The 16,455-nt window shown below is 54.2% G+C and carries 15 protein-coding genes and 1 pseudogene; 9 read left to right on the top strand and 7 right to left on the bottom strand.

Going from position 1 to position 16,455, the window contains the following annotated elements; translation table 11 throughout:
• Positions 1 to 117 precede the first annotated feature (117 nt).
• Positions 118 to 2,373: a S8 family serine peptidase gene (locus PMI35_RS35645; protein WP_008059067.1), complete on the top strand. Its 2,256-nt coding sequence runs from the start codon at positions 118 to 120 to the stop codon at positions 2,371 to 2,373.
• 310 nt (positions 2,374 to 2,683) lie between these two features.
• On the opposite strand, the gene PMI35_RS17795 is transcribed toward PMI35_RS35645, so the two are convergent.
• The 5 genes from PMI35_RS17795 to PMI35_RS17805 all read right to left on the bottom strand — a co-directional run bounded on the left by PMI35_RS17795 (position 2,684) and on the right by PMI35_RS17805 (position 7,029).
• Positions 2,684 to 3,442 (bottom strand): aldehyde dehydrogenase family protein, encoded by a 759-nt coding sequence (locus tag PMI35_RS17795; protein WP_008059065.1) that lies wholly within the window; start codon positions 3,440 to 3,442, stop codon positions 2,684 to 2,686.
• Positions 3,443 to 3,610: 168 nt separating this feature from the next.
• A complete protein-coding gene (locus PMI35_RS34615; RefSeq protein WP_008059063.1) occupies positions 3,611 to 3,763 on the bottom strand; it encodes a hypothetical protein in 153 nt (50 codons plus the stop codon).
• Positions 3,764 to 3,860: 97 nt separating this feature from the next.
• Positions 3,861 to 4,865: an inositol monophosphatase family protein gene (locus PMI35_RS0132580; protein ID WP_008059061.1), complete on the bottom strand. Its 1,005-nt coding sequence runs from the start codon at positions 4,863 to 4,865 to the stop codon at positions 3,861 to 3,863.
• Between the two features lie 200 nt (positions 4,866 to 5,065).
• Positions 5,066 to 6,451 (bottom strand): DEAD/DEAH box helicase, encoded by a 1,386-nt coding sequence (locus tag PMI35_RS17800; RefSeq protein WP_008059058.1) that lies wholly within the window; start codon positions 6,449 to 6,451, stop codon positions 5,066 to 5,068.
• The gene (locus tag PMI35_RS17805) at positions 6,448 to 7,029 is read right to left on the bottom strand and encodes a hypothetical protein (RefSeq protein WP_008059057.1); all 582 of its coding nucleotides are present in this window, start codon (positions 7,027 to 7,029) and stop codon (positions 6,448 to 6,450) included. The genes PMI35_RS17800 and PMI35_RS17805 overlap by 4 nt, the downstream gene beginning before the upstream one ends.
• 111 nt (positions 7,030 to 7,140) lie before the next feature.
• Here PMI35_RS17805 and PMI35_RS17810 point away from each other — a divergent pair, with 111 nt between their 5' ends.
• A complete protein-coding gene (locus PMI35_RS17810) occupies positions 7,141 to 7,395 on the top strand; it encodes a helix-turn-helix domain-containing protein (protein WP_008059056.1) in 255 nt (84 codons plus the stop codon).
• 200 nt (positions 7,396 to 7,595) lie between these two features.
• Positions 7,596 to 8,042, top strand: coding sequence for an antitoxin Xre/MbcA/ParS toxin-binding domain-containing protein (locus PMI35_RS17815; protein WP_008059055.1), 447 nt, complete (start codon positions 7,596 to 7,598; stop codon positions 8,040 to 8,042).
• 235 nt (positions 8,043 to 8,277) lie between these two features.
• Here PMI35_RS17815 and ctlX read toward each other — a convergent pair whose 3' ends face one another.
• Positions 8,278 to 9,216, bottom strand: a complete 939-nt coding sequence (ctlX, locus tag PMI35_RS17820) for a citrulline utilization hydrolase CtlX (RefSeq protein ID WP_050562615.1) — start codon at positions 9,214 to 9,216, stop codon at positions 8,278 to 8,280.
• Positions 9,217 to 9,242: 26 nt separating this feature from the next.
• Entirely contained in the window at positions 9,243 to 10,295 is a 1,053-nt protein-coding gene (locus tag PMI35_RS17825) for an ornithine cyclodeaminase (protein ID WP_008059053.1), read from the bottom strand.
• Between the two features lie 182 nt (positions 10,296 to 10,477).
• Here PMI35_RS17825 and PMI35_RS17830 point away from each other — a divergent pair, with 182 nt between their 5' ends.
• The 6 genes and pseudogenes from PMI35_RS17830 (at position 10,478) to PMI35_RS0132565 (ending at position 16,447) form a co-directional block, all read left to right on the top strand.
• Entirely contained in the window at positions 10,478 to 10,900 is a 423-nt protein-coding gene (locus tag PMI35_RS17830) for an Lrp/AsnC family transcriptional regulator (protein ID WP_008059052.1), read from the top strand.
• Between the two features lie 321 nt (positions 10,901 to 11,221).
• Positions 11,222 to 12,640: an amino acid permease gene (locus tag PMI35_RS17835; protein ID WP_008059048.1), complete on the top strand. Its 1,419-nt coding sequence runs from the start codon at positions 11,222 to 11,224 to the stop codon at positions 12,638 to 12,640.
• Between the two features lie 39 nt (positions 12,641 to 12,679).
• On the top strand, positions 12,680 to 12,913 hold the full coding sequence (locus tag PMI35_RS0132570) for a transcriptional regulator (RefSeq protein WP_032831557.1): 234 nt from the start codon (positions 12,680 to 12,682) through the stop codon (positions 12,911 to 12,913).
• A gap of 301 nt (positions 12,914 to 13,214) precedes the next feature.
• Positions 13,215 to 14,285, top strand: a complete 1,071-nt coding sequence (locus tag PMI35_RS17840) for an alkene reductase (protein WP_008059046.1) — start codon at positions 13,215 to 13,217, stop codon at positions 14,283 to 14,285.
• Between the two features lie 11 nt (positions 14,286 to 14,296).
• The gene (locus PMI35_RS17845) at positions 14,297 to 15,133 is read left to right on the top strand and encodes a pirin family protein (RefSeq protein ID WP_008059043.1); all 837 of its coding nucleotides are present in this window, start codon (positions 14,297 to 14,299) and stop codon (positions 15,131 to 15,133) included.
• A 122-nt stretch (positions 15,134 to 15,255) separates the two neighbouring features.
• Positions 15,256 to 16,447 (top strand): annotated as a pseudogene (locus PMI35_RS0132565) (HlyD family secretion protein).
• The last annotated feature ends 8 nt before the right edge of the window (positions 16,448 to 16,455 follow it).

Raw genomic sequence — 16,455 nt, 5'->3', positions numbered from 1 at the left:
CTTTAACGGAAAGGACCGAAGTGTACGTCACGGACGTGCTGGTGCCCCCTGGAAAAAGAGTGTTGCTAAAAAACGAAAGCCTGCGCCGGCCTCTCTTGCCTAACAAGGAGCTTTGCGATGTCTGTCCTCAAAGTTTTTGCTGACAAATCCGATATCCCTTCAATTGAGACACGAGCGCAGATCATTGATCGTTATGACGCGTTCGTGGTGGTTCAGGCGAATAACCAGGACGCCACAGAACTAGCGCGTGAGTTTCCTGTAGAAGACATCACTCAGGAATATGACTTGCAAATGGGCAAGCACACGATCAACACGCTGAGCCGCGGGGGAGTTGACCCGAATGTATCCGAAGTGGATGAGAAGCCACACCACTACGTGGTGCAGTTCATTGCTCCAATCAAACGCACCTGGTTGAACCAACTGCGAAAAGTCGGAGTGAAAATTTGCGAGCCCTATGGCGCTTTTGGATATGTCATCCGGACGGCGGGGAAACAACTCACGAAGATTGCCGCGCTCCCCTTCGTACAGTGGGTGGGACATTTGCAACACGATGCGCGGCTTGCTCCTGAACTCGTGGAGAAAAAAGATAACGGTGAAACTCTCCCGAGGCGGCACGAGGTCCCTGACAATTTCTCGATAGAGCTTTTTGACGGTGCCGATGTGCAGAGGATTTCGAAGGAGGTAAGTCGACTCGGGTTTAAGATCCTTGCCAAGAACGCCCGTGCTCGCGTCTTGATCGTGGCATCCACCCAGGCCTCGAAAACCATCCCGGAGCAACTGCGTCAGGTGTCTGCAGTGCACGGCGTGCGATACGTCCGGCAAAGGGTCATTCCGCGAACAAGCAATAACGTGGCCACCATCATCATGGGTAACGGCAATCCGAAAAGCATGTCTACAAAGCTCGGCCTGACTGGCGATGGGGAAATCATTGCCGTATGTGATACCGGTCTCGACACGGGGGATCCGGCGACCATCCATCCTGATTTCGCCGGGAGGATCGTCGCTATCAAGAGCTATCCAATTGCCTCGTCCTGGCTTGATTACGTCACCAATGGCGGCGCGGATGACGGAGCCGCCGATGTCGACTCCGGGCATGGCACGCATGTCAGTGGTTCGGTGCTCGGCAACGGTACCGCATCGAACGGTGGACCGGAACGAATCCATGGCCTCGCCTATAAGGCCAAGCTTGTTTTTCAAGCCATAGAGCAGGAAATGAAATGGAAGCCAGCAACCGCTCCGAGCCTGGCACGACGCCGATACATACTTGCTGGCCTGCCCGACAATCTCGGCACCTTATTCCAGTTCGCTTACGATAAAGGCGCCCGTATCCACTCCAATTCTTGGGGCGGTGGGGATGCTGGTGAATACGACGATCAATGCAGGCAATTTGACGAGTATGTTTGGAAACACCGGGATTTCTGCTTCATCATCGCAGCAGGAAACGATGGGACAGACAAGGATGGTGACGGCAAGATCAATTTAATGAGTGTGACGTCTCCTGGAACGGCCAAGAATTGCATTACCGTGGGAGCAAGTGAAAACAGGCGTCCGGAATTCAAGTCCAATACCTATGGTGAGTGGTGGCCAGACGACTACCCTGTGGCCCCACTCCACAGCGCCCCGATGGCTGACAAGCCGGACCAGGTGGCGGCATTTAGCAGCCGCGGTCCCACCAGCGACAGCCGCATCAAGCCCGATGTCGTTGCCCCAGGCACCTTCATTCTCTCTACGCGTTCGACCCAAATCGCCCCGAATAACTTTGCGTGGTCCCCATATCCGATCAACCACAAATACTTCTACATGGGGGGAACAAGCATGGCCACACCGCTCACAGCTGGGGCGGCGGCATTGCTGCGAGAATATCTACGCAGCCAAAGGCAGCTATCCAATCCGAGTGCAGCCCTCATCAAAGCATTACTGATCGCCGGGGCGGAGCGTCTGCCTGGAACGGCTCCCAAAGGCGTCTTGCTCGACCCCCATCAAGGTTTTGGACGTGTAAATCTTGACCGGTCACTCTCCTACCCAATTCTTACGATTGATGGACCGGCCCTCGTGACGGGGAAAAAGTGGATTGTCACACAAACGATTGCAGAGACGGCACGGCCTATACGGATAGTGCTCGCTTACACTGACTATCCAGGAAAAAAACTGGTGAACAACCTCAATCTCATCGTTCGCACTCCGTCCGGGAAGAGATTGATTGGCAACCAGTCTGCCGGTGCGAAGGCCGGAATCCTCAAACTCGACAGCACCAATAATGTCGAAATGGTCCAAGTCGACAAGCCAATGGTTGGCGAGTGGACAATCGAAGTTGTCGCCTCGAATGTCTCGGCGGGTCCACAGGACTTTGCTCTGGCGGCCGTGCACGTGTAATTGGCACCTTGACCATTTCAATGCTGGAGAAAGTGGCCAGATATGGGGGCTGGCTGCTTTACCCTTCCCAGGTGTTCCATAGCTTAATACAGTCGAAAGCAACCCGAATTCGCCCTTGGTTTCATAGGCACCTTTTGGGCTCTTTCTCCTCGCCGATACCTCCAGCCAGTGCATGTCTTCTTTGGTTTGCTGCCGGTCACGACAGGCTGAATTGACCCAGACAGTCTAGCCGCACAACAGGCAGAAATCGGCCAGAAGCAGACGCTTTCTGCTGTTCCCGCTAAGTGCTCCCAAGCAGAAATCCACCCGATCATGTCAACAGATCGTACGTGATCAATGTCTTCGGCTCCAGATAAGCACTCATCCCCCACTTGCCCATTTCGCGCCCAAGGCCTGAATGCTTGAAGCCGCCAAAGGGAACACGCGGTTCGTGGGCAAGGGTGTTGATGAGCACACGTCCCGAATCGATCTGGCGGGCGATATTCAGACAGCGTTCGGAACTCTTGCCCAGCACCAGGGCGCTCAGCCCATAGTCCGTGTCGTTGGCAATACTGATCGCATCAGCGTCATCGTCGTAGGGGATGATCGTCAGCACGGGGCCGAATGTTTCCTCGCGCGCGATGCGCATCCGGTTGTGGGCATCAGTGAAGATCGTGGGCTTCACGAACCAGCCGACGTGCAGGCCTTCCGGGCGACCCTCGCCACCCGCCAGCAACCTCGCACCTTCTTCCTGGCCAGTACGAATGTAGCGCTGCACCCGCTCCCATTGTTTCTGGCTCACCATCGGGCCGATGTCAGTGTCGGCGTTGCGCGGATCGCCCGGTTGGATCTGAGACACAGCCTGCTCCGCCACCCTCTCAAACTCTGCAAGCCGCCCGCGCGGCACAAGGATGCGCGTGCCCGCGACGCAAGCCTGGCCGCTGTTGAGAAATTCGGCATGCAGAACCAAGGGCATTACCGCCTGGAAGTCCGCATCGTCAAGCACCACGGTGGGCGACTTGCCGCCCAGTTCGAGCGTCACGCGCTTCATGGTGTTCGCCCCGGTTTTAACCTCCAGTAATGGATACATTGGAGGCTGTCGACCGCAGGACATTCTTGTATTCGATGCCGGCAAGCTACTGCTCGCAGCAACGAATGAGGTGTCAGGCATTACTCATGGATAGATCATAAGGGCTTGATGCCATTCCCGATTGCGATCCGTCCAGGAACGTCTTATTTATGGGTCGAGGCGCTTTGCTCATTTATCATCCCCTCTTTCCCTTTTCTCCTCCAAGAGCAAACAAGCCGCTTTGCCATGCTTGGTGATGACAAAGGTGTAGCCTTGATTGACCAGCGCAAGGAGTCGGCGCAAGCGGCGACGAACCTGACTCTGGCTCAAGGATTTATACATTGCCGGTGTACCTCTTGAATGTACGGAACGATTAACGCGGATAGTTTGTTGCCTACTGGTAGCGGTTCATGCGACAGACTAATTCTCCAGGAAGTAATTAATCATCTGTGAAAATGCGATCCCATTCTCGAGCAGCCAATGTCCGGCACACAGCTTCCAATCCACCAAAGCAGCGTCTTGATACTACTTGCATGTTGTCCTGCGTTACGTACTGTATTGAATTTCCAGTTTCATTGAGCAAAACTCCGCCCGTCCCCCTAAGCAACGCATGACCCGCAACAACATCATGAGCAGACACAGGGCAGACAGATACACCGCACACGCCATCGCCAGCGGCTACTTTTGCAAGCCTATAGGCGATCGAGGGCATGGCGACGAAACTGCTTGGAGCACAAAGCTCTTGATTTATTTCTGCCTTATTCACGGCAGCTGAACTGAGCATCACACGGCTATCGCTCGACCAAATCATGTCCGGAAGCTTGGGTGATACGGATTTCCCATTGCGTATCAAATTGGACAATCCCTCAGCCCAAGCGATGCAATCTGGAACACCTTCTATCGTTACAGGCGCATAAACCACACCTAATATTGGCGTGTGCTTGTGCAGAAGGCCGACTGAAATAGCTGAACCTTTTAGCCCTCTCAGAAAATCATTTGTGCCATCGTTGGGATCAACAACCCAGCACCATGAATCTCCTGTCAGGGTATGGTCGGTCTCCTCCCCCCAGAAGTCGCAGAACAACAGGTCAAGCAACTGCTGACGTAGAAGCTGTTCAATTTCCACATCAACTACTGCCTTGTCCCCCTGCCCCCTTGGCCCGTCTGCTCGTTGCCATTCTGTTACGAGAAGTTGTCCTGCCTGGCAAACGATGTTGATGACGGAGGAAAGCAGCGCTGGCAGATCGGGACTATTTGAGTGGTTGTTGGGTGGCGCCCCGGCGAGCTTGCCTAGCGGCTCGTGCGCTGAACCCAAATGCAGCGCGACATCAAGAAAACGATTTGACGCTTTTTCGGACCTAGCGGACATTAACCGCTCAGCCTCCATTTCAAATCGAAACTTCATGGCCCATTTGGATGTTTTCGCTTTGCGCTTACCTTTCATTACCACCCTCACGCTTTTGATGAGCAAAATGGCTTGCTGTCGCGCCGATCACAACCAGGTACCTCCCTCCTCCATCAGTGCTAAAGAAGCCCGGCATCTGGCTAAGCTCAGCGGAGAGATGGATCACAGGGATCCAACACAGGCGGACCTTGGCCCCCTGAACCAGCATTGATATGGCCTTGCAATGGACAAAATGCACATCAAAAAACGGCCAGCAGCTGCTGGCGATAATTCTTCGAAAAGCTTATGTGATAAGTCGATGCAGGGGATAAATCGACCGGTGATAGAAATTTCTGCGCTGTAACGGTAGGTGTTGAGTTTCCCTGGTCCCCAGGGCGAGCGTTCACAGCACAATCCAACTCACCTTCGATTGAACAAGCCTGGGGTGCAGGCTCACCTACTGAGCACACAACAGCCAAATCTTCCGGCAGATCATCGGCGATACGCTGAGAGAATCGCTTCAGTGTCGGCTCCGCCAAGACGAACAACCAAGCTTGATCGTCAATCTCGCCCATACGTCGAAGGACTCTTCCCAGCACCTGACGGTAATGCAGTTCAGTACGAATTCGACTGAGGTAGCAGCAAACTTGAAGCCGCGGAATATCAGTCCCCTCGCTGATCATTCCCACCGCCACAATCCAACGGCAATCGCTATTTTTGAACCCGTTGATTACCTGTTGCGCGTCCGGGGTTCTGGTGGTCACGACCTGGAAGCTTTCACCCATGTCCTTCAGCGCCATAGCGACTTGGTGTGCATGCTCGATATTGGTGGCAACAACCAAGCCCGCGGCATTCGGTTTAAGCATTCGCATTTCATCAAGTTTCTTGCTCCCCAGGTCGAGCAACTGGCTGAGCGCTTCCTCATGACAAATCAGGTCTTCGTAGGAGACCGGTGACTCACGCAGTAGCTTAGCGATGCTGGGAAAAATCTTGACGGTACTGTCACTTGCAGAATCTTCTTTGAGCCTCAGCATCTGGTTATCTAACAGAACGATGCGAGGTGACCGACAAACCCCGTCAAAAATGGCTTCTTTGAGACCGTATCTATAATCGCAAATCAATCTGCCTTCCGGGTTGGAGTAACGAGCCAGAGCAATACCTCTGTCATCGGAGCGCCAGGGTGTGCCCGATAAAGCCAAGGTAAAGGCGGCACGGTCCTGCATCTTCAAAAGAATTTGTTGCCCCCAGGCATTGCTCAAAAGTGGATCGTGTCCTGAGCAGTGATGGATCTCGTCGAATACTGCAAACACGCGATAGTCATCGAAAAGCCCCCAGAAAGCTTCATCCTGGTGCTCCATCGCTTGATAGGTACATGCGGTTCCAATGGCACCGATAAGTCCATCCAGGCGCCTCCCCAATACAGCAGAGAATGTCGCGCGAAAGCCGTCGACGACTTGGCATGAGGGAGCAAAACAGAGTACGAGATCGATCTTGCCCTGCTCCATCAGTTGTCGAGCCAGCTCGGCGGCCATTCGAGTTTTCCCGGCCCCTGGGGTGGCCTGACAGAAGAAGTGCGGCGTTGAGGTGTAGTGCTCCAACGCGATTTCAATGCATTGGTTCTGCCATTTTCTCGGAGATGCTTTCATCGCGCGGACGTGACTGTCTTGAGCGTCTTTTCGACCGCTCGGAGATGTCCTAAAAGACGGGAGCTTCGGTCTCGTGCTTCCAGATATTCGCCTTCGACCTGGTCTTTCAGATGCGGCATTTCGTCGAGCAGCTGTTTATACCGCTCCGCCTCTCCCATCGAAGAAAGAAAGTCGAGCCGAATTTCTTTGAGTATCGACTCCAGGTGCTCGATCACACCTGGGCCTGGCTGCTCTGGATCAGTGCTTTGTAAGGGTTGATGAGACGGTTTGTTCGCCGGCTTAGCACTGCTTTCGTACCCATTGTCGATGAGCTCCACCTGCAAGTTCGCCGGAATACTCTGCCAGTGATAGATCTGACCCCGCTTTTGTCGTTTTTCATCCTGAATGACCCATCCGGTACGCAGCATGCGTCGGATCTGCTCATAGACATATCGACGCAAGTCACTGCTGTTGAAAGTCATACCCGTCAGGTGCGCAGCGTAGGCGTCACGTAGATCCTGGGTCGTAAACTGGCGTAGATGCCCCTGCTGAAACAGGTCGTAGAGCCGCCTGTCGAGGATGAATGAATCGGGTTTCATGCAGGCACCTGGAAGGGAAATTCGCGGAACAGCCAAAATGCGGATTATAATCCGTGGTTGATTCATCCGCAAACGCACGATAGTGCCGCCTCAGTGGGAACCGAGGCGGTTATGCATCAGCTTGCGAAGGCATTGGGCGAAAGAATACGGACACAAAGGAAGGCCAAAGGATTTTCCCAAGATGCCTTGGCGCACTCCTGCAGTGTCGATCGTAGCTATATGGGGCGTATTGAGCGCGGTGAAGTCAACATCACCGTGGAAAAGCTATACCGCATAGCCACCGTATTGGATTGCGAGCCGCAATTTCTCTTGCCAGAAGCGCTGTCTCTCCACGAATTGGCTTCTGATTTGACGGCAAGCGACTGAACCAATACGCATGCGTTGATATGGATTTAGCCATCCTTATGGGTTTTCGCTCCTGACCGAGCACCCTAGTGACTGGGCGCTTCCCTGCCCCTCGAGTTCCAAATGATCCATGTGGAATAGGCCGTCAAAATCTGCGCGCTTTCATGCAATATGGATCTGCCAGATACTAAGTGGCAAAGATCCAACCATGAAGGTGCACCATGCTTCCCGAAGTGCTGAAAGAGGATTTTTATCGTGCCTTCCGGGGCGGGTTGTCAGAATTACTCAATCTCCCTATTGACGCTTCAGACTCTGATCTCCACGAGATGATCTTTGCAGGCTTTTCAATCGACCGGTTCAATATTTTTTGTGAGCTGGGCAAGATCCCCCTACATCAACGTGACCACATTGTCTCTCACAAGACACTCAGCTTCCGGTTGTCGCGCGGGCAGAAACTTACAGTAGATGAGAGTGACCGCCTATTCAGAAATGCCTATATCTTGGCTATGGCGGAAGTGGTATTTGGGAGCGAAGAGAAAGCCCGGTCGTGGCTTTCGAAGCCCAAGAGTCGTTTTTCAGGAAAGGATCCAATCGCGATGCTCGCAACTGCATCAGGTACTCACCAGGTAGAGGAGATGCTAATACAGGTTGCAGAAGGCTTGTTTTGATCGAAAACGCCATTGGTACGCATATCGGGTTGCTTAGGCTCACTTCTGCGCTGCGGAATGTTGCTTTTGTACTTGCTGAGCGTTCAGGCCTCGAAGACCTGGCCCTAATCATGCGGACGCGCAATGGGTCATGCCACGCTCTAGGTGTCTCAGCACCTCAAGGCCACGACAGCGTCGCAAGTTGACGAAGAAAAATCCCCACCGACAGAGGATGGGGATTTTTCTTACCGGAGGATTACTTCCGAGGCGAAAGATGGATTCCCGCGATCATGCAACGGACGGAGCCACCGGCCATCTCGATAGTTGGAACATCCAGCGGCACTAACCTGGCCGAACGCTCGATGCGTTGACACTGCTCCTGGGTCAGGCTGCTGAAAGCTCTACGCGAGAGGGCCAGGATGCGACCGTCTCGCCCAGAGAGTTCGATTGCGTTGCCGGCAAATTCATTGATCTGCTGGTTCGTCAGATCGATAACATCTCGACCAGACTCTCTCAGGCGCATACGAACTTCTTCAGCTCTAGCCTTGTTGGTGTATGTGCCAAAACCAACCAGCGCGAACTCAGTCCCCACACACATCAAAACGTTGGTGTGGTAAATCGGAGTTCCCTTCTCATCCGCCGTATCGAACACCATTGGCTCGAAATTGAAGTGTGTACAGAAGCGCTCCAAGGCAATCGGATCTGCTCTATTCGAACGCGCCACATAGGCCACCCGAGACATGTGGTCGAACACCATGGCCCCGGTGCCTTCGAGGAACAACTCGTCTTGCTCAAGGCCAGAATAGTCAATCACGTCCTGAACCCGATACTCCTGTTTGAGCATCTCGATTACGTCTGTACGCCTTTCGCGGCGACGGTTTCGCGAATACATCGAGTAGATTGCGACGTGCCCACCAGGGTGAGTAGAGAACCAGTTGTTCGGGAACACAGAGTCTGGGGTGTTCTTTTCACCGAAATCATCGAACAGGTGAACCCTTACACCCTCAGCCTCCAACCGCTCAGCAGCCTGAGTCACCTCATCACGAGCCACCTCAGCGAGGTTTAATGCCGCGAGGTCATGGTTCGAGCTCTGGAACGAGTTGTCTGCAGCCGTTTCTGGGTTAGGCGTAAAGGCGTGTGGACGAACCATCACAATTGCCGCAGGCGCTTGAATCGAACGCGTAGGAAATGCCATCTTGAGTCACCAATGCAGGGGCTTTTTTATGCAACGCGTCGGATGCGTTTTTTGGCGGAGCTGCCACGGGTGTGGCTAAACAAATCTTTCGGATCATCCTCGACCCATGGAACGAGGTCGATCTTCGTGCCAGCTCCACGTTTTTCTGCCTGTTGGAGTACGTAGCGCAGTACCGAGTAGTCCTCAAGAGCAAAGCCAACAGAGTCGAACACGGTCACTTGCTCAGCGCTCTGGCGACCTTCTTGTTCACCGGTGAGCACCCGCCAGAGGTCAAATACAGGGGCGTCAGCTTCGAGCTGTTGAATGTCACCTTCGATGCGGGTCTGTGGCTCGTACTCCACGAACACCTTGGCATTACGAAGGACGTCAACGTGGAGTTCAGTTTTGCCAGGGCAGTCGCCACCAACGGCATTCAAGTGCATGCCAGGCTCAAGCATCTCAGGCGTGATGATCGTTGCGTAGGCCTTATCTGCGGTAACGGTGGTCACGATGTCCGCGCCCCGCACAGCTTCGACAACACTTTCGGCTCGAGTGATCTTGAGCTCTGGGTACTCCTGCAAATTCCTGATCAGCTTCGCAGTGGCGAGCGGGTCGGTGTCGTAAGCAACGATCTCTTGGATTCCGAGGTGCTTATGGAATGCCACCGCCTGGAACTCACTCTGGGCACCGTTGCCGATGAGAGCCATCCTCCGAGAATCAGGGCGGGCCAGCGCCTTGGCGGCCACCAGTGAAGTAGCGGCGGTACGCAGTGCAGTCGCAATGGTCAGCTCAGAAAGCAAGACTGGGTAACCAGTTTCTACATTGGCCAACACGCCAAATGCCATAACGGTGTGGAGGTCTTTGAAGGTGTTGGCAGGATGGCCATTTACATACTTGAACGCATATTGAGTGGTGTCTGCCACGGGCATCAACTCAATGACGCCTACTTCAGAATGACTTGCTAAACGGGCAGACTTATCGAATTCCGGCCAGCGCTTAAAGTCGTCCCGAATTACATCGGAAAGCTCACCCAAGAACCGGACTACCCCGATGTCGTGAACTAGATCAGACATTGTAGGAACGTCTATGAAATGTGTCATCTTATGCACCTAATGAGTGCGCCAGCCATTAAGTAGTGCAGGGCGAGCGCTAAGTATGAATTCTTGCCACCTCGGAAATTTTGATGAAAAAACAATACAAATTGAAGCCTACAGGTTGCCAGAATTATCGGTTTCCTAGACAATCTGCTAACTTAAAATAGCAATTTGGATGGTAGGCGTTGATGGATAGCATTGATAGTGAGCTTATCGCTCTGTTGCGTGACAACGCTCGCACCCCGGTAATGACGCTGGCGAAGAAGCTGAAAGTCGCACGCGCCACCGTTCAGAATCGCCTCACGAAGCTTGAAGACCAAGGCATCATCATGGGGTATACGATCCGTCTTCAGTCTGACGCCATAGAACGCGGCGTGAGAGCAATCACCAGTATCGGCATCAGCGGGCACCATGCCGCCGAGGTCAAACACGCTCTACGCGGGCATCCTAACGTTGTCGCCATCCACACTACCAATGGCCGCTGGGATCTCATGGCGGAACTCAGGGCGGAAACGCTGGAAGCCTTTGATAAGGCGCTGAATAACATCCGCTCGATCCAGCACATCGAAAACACCGAGACCAGCATCCTCCTATCGACCTTCAAGATGTAAGCCAGATTGGCGCGGTTTTGCACCATGTCTGTGCAGCTTATCAATCTGCACAGTTTTCAATGCAAAGTGCTTAATTTTGCGCTCCGGCCTGACGCTTTGTAGCGTTCCGGTTGGCAACTGTGGCTGGCAGAATGGGTTGCCTCCAGCGTATGGCTGAGCGACTCCGAGCATGTATGGGGGAGCTAAAAGGTTGGAATAACTAAGTCTGTGGACAAGCCCAATCTTTGTTTTACGAGACGTCAATAACTCACGCCTGAATAAAAACACCTTCAATCAAGAGGGATAGGCTGAGGCTTCACAGAAAAAAATAAGAGGTCAAACATGCATCAAACGTGCAAGCCGCAAGACGAGACTCAAAGTGATAGTCGAACATTAAAACGGCACTTGGAAAATCGACACATCCAACTGATTGCTATTAGTGGAGCAATTGGTACAGGCCTATTTATGGGGTCTGGAAAGATGATTGCGCTGTCTGGGTCATCAATTATCCTGGTCTATGCAATCATCGGTTTTTTTGTCTTCTGTATCATGCGGGCAATGGGGGAAATGCTCCTTGCCAATCTTGAAATGGGGTCGTTCGCAGATCTCGTCCATCACTACCTTGGTCCACGTGCCGGCTTCATACTGAGCTGGTCATACTGGCTCAGTTGGGTAGTAGTAGCGGTTGGCGACGTGGTCGTCGTGGCAGGATTTCTCCAATATTGGTATCCAGACTTACCCACATGGATTCCGGCCTTCGCTACGATGTTCCTCCTCGTAGCACTCAATATGCTGGCCGTGAAGGCGTTTGGTGAAGTGGAGTTCTGGTTCGGCCTAGTCAAGATCATCGCCATCGTCGCACTGGTTATCACAGGCCTCGTAATGGTCGCCACATCCTATACCTCCCCAGTAGGCGTAACCGCCTCCTTCAGCCATTTGGTTGAGCCTGGCGTGGTCATGCCCCATGGCATTGTCGGCTTCCTGGCCGGATTCCAGATCGCAATCTTCTCGTTTGTCGGTACAGAATTGATTGGTACTGCAGCGGCTGAGGCCCATAACCCCGAGAAAACACTGCCTAAGGCGATCAACACGATCCCACTGCGTATCCTTTTGTTCTACATCACAGCACTCGCCTGCATCATCAGCGTGATCTCTTGGGCCAATGTCCCGGCTAATCGCAGCCCTTTCGTTGAACTGTTCTTATTGGGTGGCCTCCCAGCTGCTGCAGGTATGATCAACTTCGTAGTAATGACGTCTGCAGCATCCTCCGCCAATAGCGGCGTATATTCGGGCTCAAGGATGCTCTACGGTCTTTCTCACCAGCAGCAGGCGCCGAAGGCATTTGGGAGGTTGTCCGGCTCCGGTACGCCAGTCCGAGCGCTGATGTTTTCTGGCCTCTGCATGACTATCGCGTTGACACTGTTGTTCGTGATCCCAGACGTGATGGCCGTCTTTACTTTGGTCTCAACCATTTCCGCTGTGATGGTCATCGTCACATGGTCACTGATTCTCATGTCCTACTTCGCATACCGTCGCCAGGACCACGAGGCTCACTTGCGATCCAAATTCAAGCTTCCCGGTGGCAGGCTCACAGCAGCACTGGCTCAAGTTTTCCTGATCTCTGTTCTGTGTCTCCTTACCCTGGAGCCAGACACTCGTACTGCCCTCTATGTGATGCCCGTCTGGTACATCGGCTTACTACTTGCCTATCGTCGAAACGCGAAGGCTACCGCTCAACACGTAGCAGCCACTGCAGCTTAATGCTCATGGAAAAAGGCAGGTAATAGGGAGGAGGCTTGTGTGAGCACGACGACAGGGATAAAACTTGATCCCTCAACAAAGCAAAGGATCAAACAGGCAGCCGCTTCGTTGGATCGAACGCCACATTGGTTTATGAAGAAAGCAGTGCTGTACTGGTTGGATAGGGTCGAAGAAGGTTCAGGCATATCAGACATTCTGACTGAGACGGATATGGACGCCGATGATCGATTGAACAGCGTCCACATTCGACAGCAACTATTGAGTGTCGATTAGCCTATGACAACGACCGTGGGCCACCACGGTCGAGTTCATTCTGCCTGCAGCATGGCATGTGATCTGCCAAGCCGAAGCATAAATCCGCCCGAAACAGGTGCCCCCTCCTCTAGGCGTCAGCCGTATTAGCTTTCTACCAACGTAGTTGCGCTCACGAGGGGATCGCTGAATTTTCCGAGCCTATCGCGAAATCCGCTAAAAGGCATTGCTCCACTAATGGATTAGTCATTTCAGTTTTACCTAGTTTATCCCGGATTCGGATTGGTCAATGATGGCTCCATCACTATTGAGGAGCCCCACAATGAATTCTCTCTTTTCCCAAGTCCAGATCAGTCGCTACACCCTCTCCAACCGTATGGTCATGGCCCCAATGACGCGTTCGCGTGCCGATGATGCTGGCGTGCCAAGTGAACTCGTTGCGACTTACTACGCACAGCGTGCCAGCGCCGGCCTGATCATCAGTGAAGGCGTATTCCCCATTGCAATGGGCAAAGGTTATGTCCGTACTCCAGGTATAGAAACGGCAGAACAAGTCGCCGCATGGAAGAACGTCACCGAGGCCGTGCATGCTCGTGGCGGAAGGATTTTCATGCAACTGATGCACAGTGGCCGTATTTCGCACCCTTCGCTGCTTCCGAATGGAGCCCAGCCACAGGCACCTTCCGCGATCAAACCCGCCGGCCAGACCTGGACCGCGACGGGCCTTCAGGATTTCGTCACCCCCCATGCACTAAGCGTGGTTGAGATCGCCGCTGTCATTGAGGGCTATCGCCAAGCGGCGCGCCTGGCCATCGAGGCGGGTTTCGACGGTGTCGAGTTGCATGCCGCGTCGGGCTATCTGCCTGAACAATTTCTCTCGACGGGTAGCAATCAGCGCACGGATGAATACGGTGGGTCGGTTGAAAACCGTGTGCGCTTTGTACTGGACGTGCTGTCCGCTATTTCGACGGAAATTGGTGGTGATCGGGTGGGGCTAAAGATCTCTCCTGAAATGAACTTCAACGACATCGTCGATGCCAACCCGCAAGAAACCTACACCTATCTGGTCGAACACCTGCATGGACTGAGTCTCGCCTATCTGCACGTGGCCCTGTTCGGAGCCAGCGTCGACTACCACACGTTGCTGCGCCCACTGTTCGACGGCAGTTACCTCATCGGTGGTGGGCTCGATCAACGCTCCGCCGAATCCCTGATCGCTGACGGCCACGCCGATGCTGCCGTCTTTGGCAGTGCATTCCTCGCCAACCCGGATCTGCCCGAGCGCTTTCGCACAGGCGCCCAGCTCAACGTTCCGGACAAGAATTCGTTCTACGCACCGGGTGCGCAAGGGTATATCGACTACCCTGCTTTGCCCGCAGCGCAACGCGTCTGAGGAACACGGCCATGTCACCAATTGCACGTCTGCAGCGCATGAATCACGGCAGCCAGTTCCGGGCTTTCAGTCTGCGTGGAAATCAGTTCGCCAAGCCTATCGACCCCTTCCTTGCTGTCGATCATGCCTGGATCAGCGGGCCGACTTTTCCACCACACCCGCATGCCGGATTCTCGGCGGTGTCCTACCTGTTTCTTGATTCCGAGACCGGGATCGAAAACCGGGATGCGCTGGGTAATCGCAACCTGATTAGACCCGGCGGGCTGCATTGGACGGCAGCTGGTAAAGGTGTGGTGCATGAGGAGGTGCCGGCTGAGCCAGGTAAAACGGTGCACATGCTGCAAATTTTCGTCAACTTGCCGCAGGAGCGCCAGGCCGACGCTCCGTTTGCGCTCAGTCTTGAAGCCCAGGATGTGCCCGTGGTTCGGTTGCCGGGGAGCAAGGTGCGCGTGCCACTGGGCAGTTTCGCACAGGTGTCGTCCCCCCTGTCGGTGCCCACCGATGTGACCGTGCTGGACATCTCCATCGAGGACGGCGCTGAACTCAGCGTTCCGATCCCCGAAGGGCACGTGGCGTTCGTGATGCCGATTGATGGCGATGTGTTGGTCGACGGTCTCACCTTCAATCTCATCGAACTGAAGCTGCCGGTGAATCTGCCGCTGGGTGACGATCGCTTAGTCAGGTTGCGCGCACCCAAGGGCAACGCCAAAGCCGTGCTGTTTTCTGGCGCCCCGCTTAACCAGCCGGTGTTTTGGCAAGGACCGCTGGCGCTTGCCTCTCAGCCCGCGCTGGCCGAAGCCCTTGATCGATATCAGCAGGGTGCGTTCGGAAAGCTCCAACCCCGTTGATAGACCTGAAATCGAAAGCAGCTTCCCCTGCAAGCGCGCCTTTGTCGGCTTTGAGGAGCGGATACATGCTCGAAATCCTGCGCCCGACAAGGCCACTCCCCCTTTGATGGGTACATGACATTATGACTAAAGACACGCTCTCCCCATCACCCTCCCCTCAACTACGAACGTCGTATCGTCCTACATTGTTGCTGATTGCAGCCATAGTGCTTCTTGTCGTTGCCTTGTGCAGTACCTACCTCCTGAGACTGGATAGCGAATCCACCGACGATGCCTATGTCGACGGCAATGTTGTTCAGGTGACTTCACAAGTAAGCGGTACCGTGACGGCAATCAGCAACGACAACACCGATCATGTCGATACCAACTCGCCCTTGGTCACATTGAACGCCGTGGATGCCGAAATTCAGTACGAGCGCGCCCAGTCCAATCTCGCACGCGCAGTACGCCTGGCACGCACTGGGTACTATCAGGTCCAGCAACTCCAGGCTGAAGTCGAGCAGCGTAAAAATGACGTGCGCAAGGCCCGGGATGATTTGCGTCGGCGCAACCTGCTCGCCGACAGTGGTGCAGTTTCTCGTGAAGAGATCAGTCACACTGCCGACGTCCTCAAGAACGCAATCGCAGGGCTTGATGGGAGCAAACACGCCCTCTCCATTCGGCGCGCGATGGTCGACGACACTACACTTCGCACTCACCCGGATGTGTTGGTGGCGGCAAGCAACCTGCGAGATGCCTACATGGCCTTGCATCGCACCCAAATCAATTCTCCGGTTGCAGGCGTAATCACCAAACGCACCGTGCAGGTCGGACAAAAAAATCAGTCCGGGCGTCGCGCTGATGTCGGTGGTGCCGGGTGATCAAGTCTGGGTCAATGCCAACTTCAAGGAATCGCAGATTGAAGACCTGCGTATTGGCCAACCCGTTGAGCTGCGCGCGGATGCCTACAGCCGCAGCGTCATATTCCACGGGACCATCATCGGCCTGGATGCCGGTACCGGCAGTGCTTTCGCCTTGCTGCCGGCTCAGAACGCTACGGGCAACTGGATCAAGGTCACCCAACGGGTGCCGGTAAGGATCGCTTTACGGCCACAGGAAATAGCACAGAACCCCTTGCGCCTAGGTTTGTCCATGCGGGTTTCGGTCAATACATCCGATCGCACTGGTTCCGTCTTGAACAAGACCGTTGCGCAACAACCGGCTTACAGCACCGAGGTTTTCAAGAGCGAGCTCCAGGACGCCAATGGAGTTGTGGAACGTGTGATCAGTGCCAATGAGGGTAATGACCATGCCCCCCAAAACTTGAAATTTTGACGGGGGAA

Origin of the sequence: Pseudomonas sp. GM78 (genome assembly GCF_000282475.1) — a bacterium.
Taxonomy (GTDB): Bacteria; Pseudomonadota; Gammaproteobacteria; order Pseudomonadales; family Pseudomonadaceae; genus Aquipseudomonas.
The sequence above is the reverse complement of the archived record's forward strand: the minus strand, read 5'-3'. Positions and strand labels throughout refer to the sequence as shown.

Excerpts from the sequence above, each read along its gene's own strand:
- PMI35_RS35645 (WP_008059067.1), top strand. The coding sequence starts at position 118 with ATGTCTGTCCTCAAAGTTTTTGCTGACAAATCCGATATCCCTTCAATT.
- PMI35_RS17795 (WP_008059065.1), bottom strand. The coding sequence starts at position 3,442 with ATGTATCCATTACTGGAGGTTAAAACCGGGGCGAACACCATGAAGCGC.
- PMI35_RS34615 (WP_008059063.1), bottom strand. The coding sequence starts at position 3,763 with ATGTATAAATCCTTGAGCCAGAGTCAGGTTCGTCGCCGCTTGCGCCGA.
- PMI35_RS0132580 (WP_008059061.1), bottom strand. The coding sequence starts at position 4,865 with ATGAAAGGTAAGCGCAAAGCGAAAACATCCAAATGGGCCATGAAGTTT.
- PMI35_RS17800 (WP_008059058.1), bottom strand. The coding sequence starts at position 6,451 with ATGAAAGCATCTCCGAGAAAATGGCAGAACCAATGCATTGAAATCGCG.
- PMI35_RS17805 (WP_008059057.1), bottom strand. The coding sequence starts at position 7,029 with ATGAAACCCGATTCATTCATCCTCGACAGGCGGCTCTACGACCTGTTT.
- PMI35_RS17810 (WP_008059056.1), top strand. The coding sequence starts at position 7,141 with ATGCATCAGCTTGCGAAGGCATTGGGCGAAAGAATACGGACACAAAGG.
- PMI35_RS17815 (WP_008059055.1), top strand. The coding sequence starts at position 7,596 with ATGCTTCCCGAAGTGCTGAAAGAGGATTTTTATCGTGCCTTCCGGGGC.
- ctlX (WP_050562615.1), bottom strand. The coding sequence starts at position 9,216 with ATGGCATTTCCTACGCGTTCGATTCAAGCGCCTGCGGCAATTGTGATG.
- PMI35_RS17825 (WP_008059053.1), bottom strand. The coding sequence starts at position 10,295 with ATGACACATTTCATAGACGTTCCTACAATGTCTGATCTAGTTCACGAC.
- PMI35_RS17830 (WP_008059052.1), top strand. The coding sequence starts at position 10,478 with ATGGATAGCATTGATAGTGAGCTTATCGCTCTGTTGCGTGACAACGCT.
- PMI35_RS17835 (WP_008059048.1), top strand. The coding sequence starts at position 11,222 with ATGCATCAAACGTGCAAGCCGCAAGACGAGACTCAAAGTGATAGTCGA.
- PMI35_RS17840 (WP_008059046.1), top strand. The coding sequence starts at position 13,215 with ATGAATTCTCTCTTTTCCCAAGTCCAGATCAGTCGCTACACCCTCTCC.
- PMI35_RS17845 (WP_008059043.1), top strand. The coding sequence starts at position 14,297 with ATGTCACCAATTGCACGTCTGCAGCGCATGAATCACGGCAGCCAGTTC.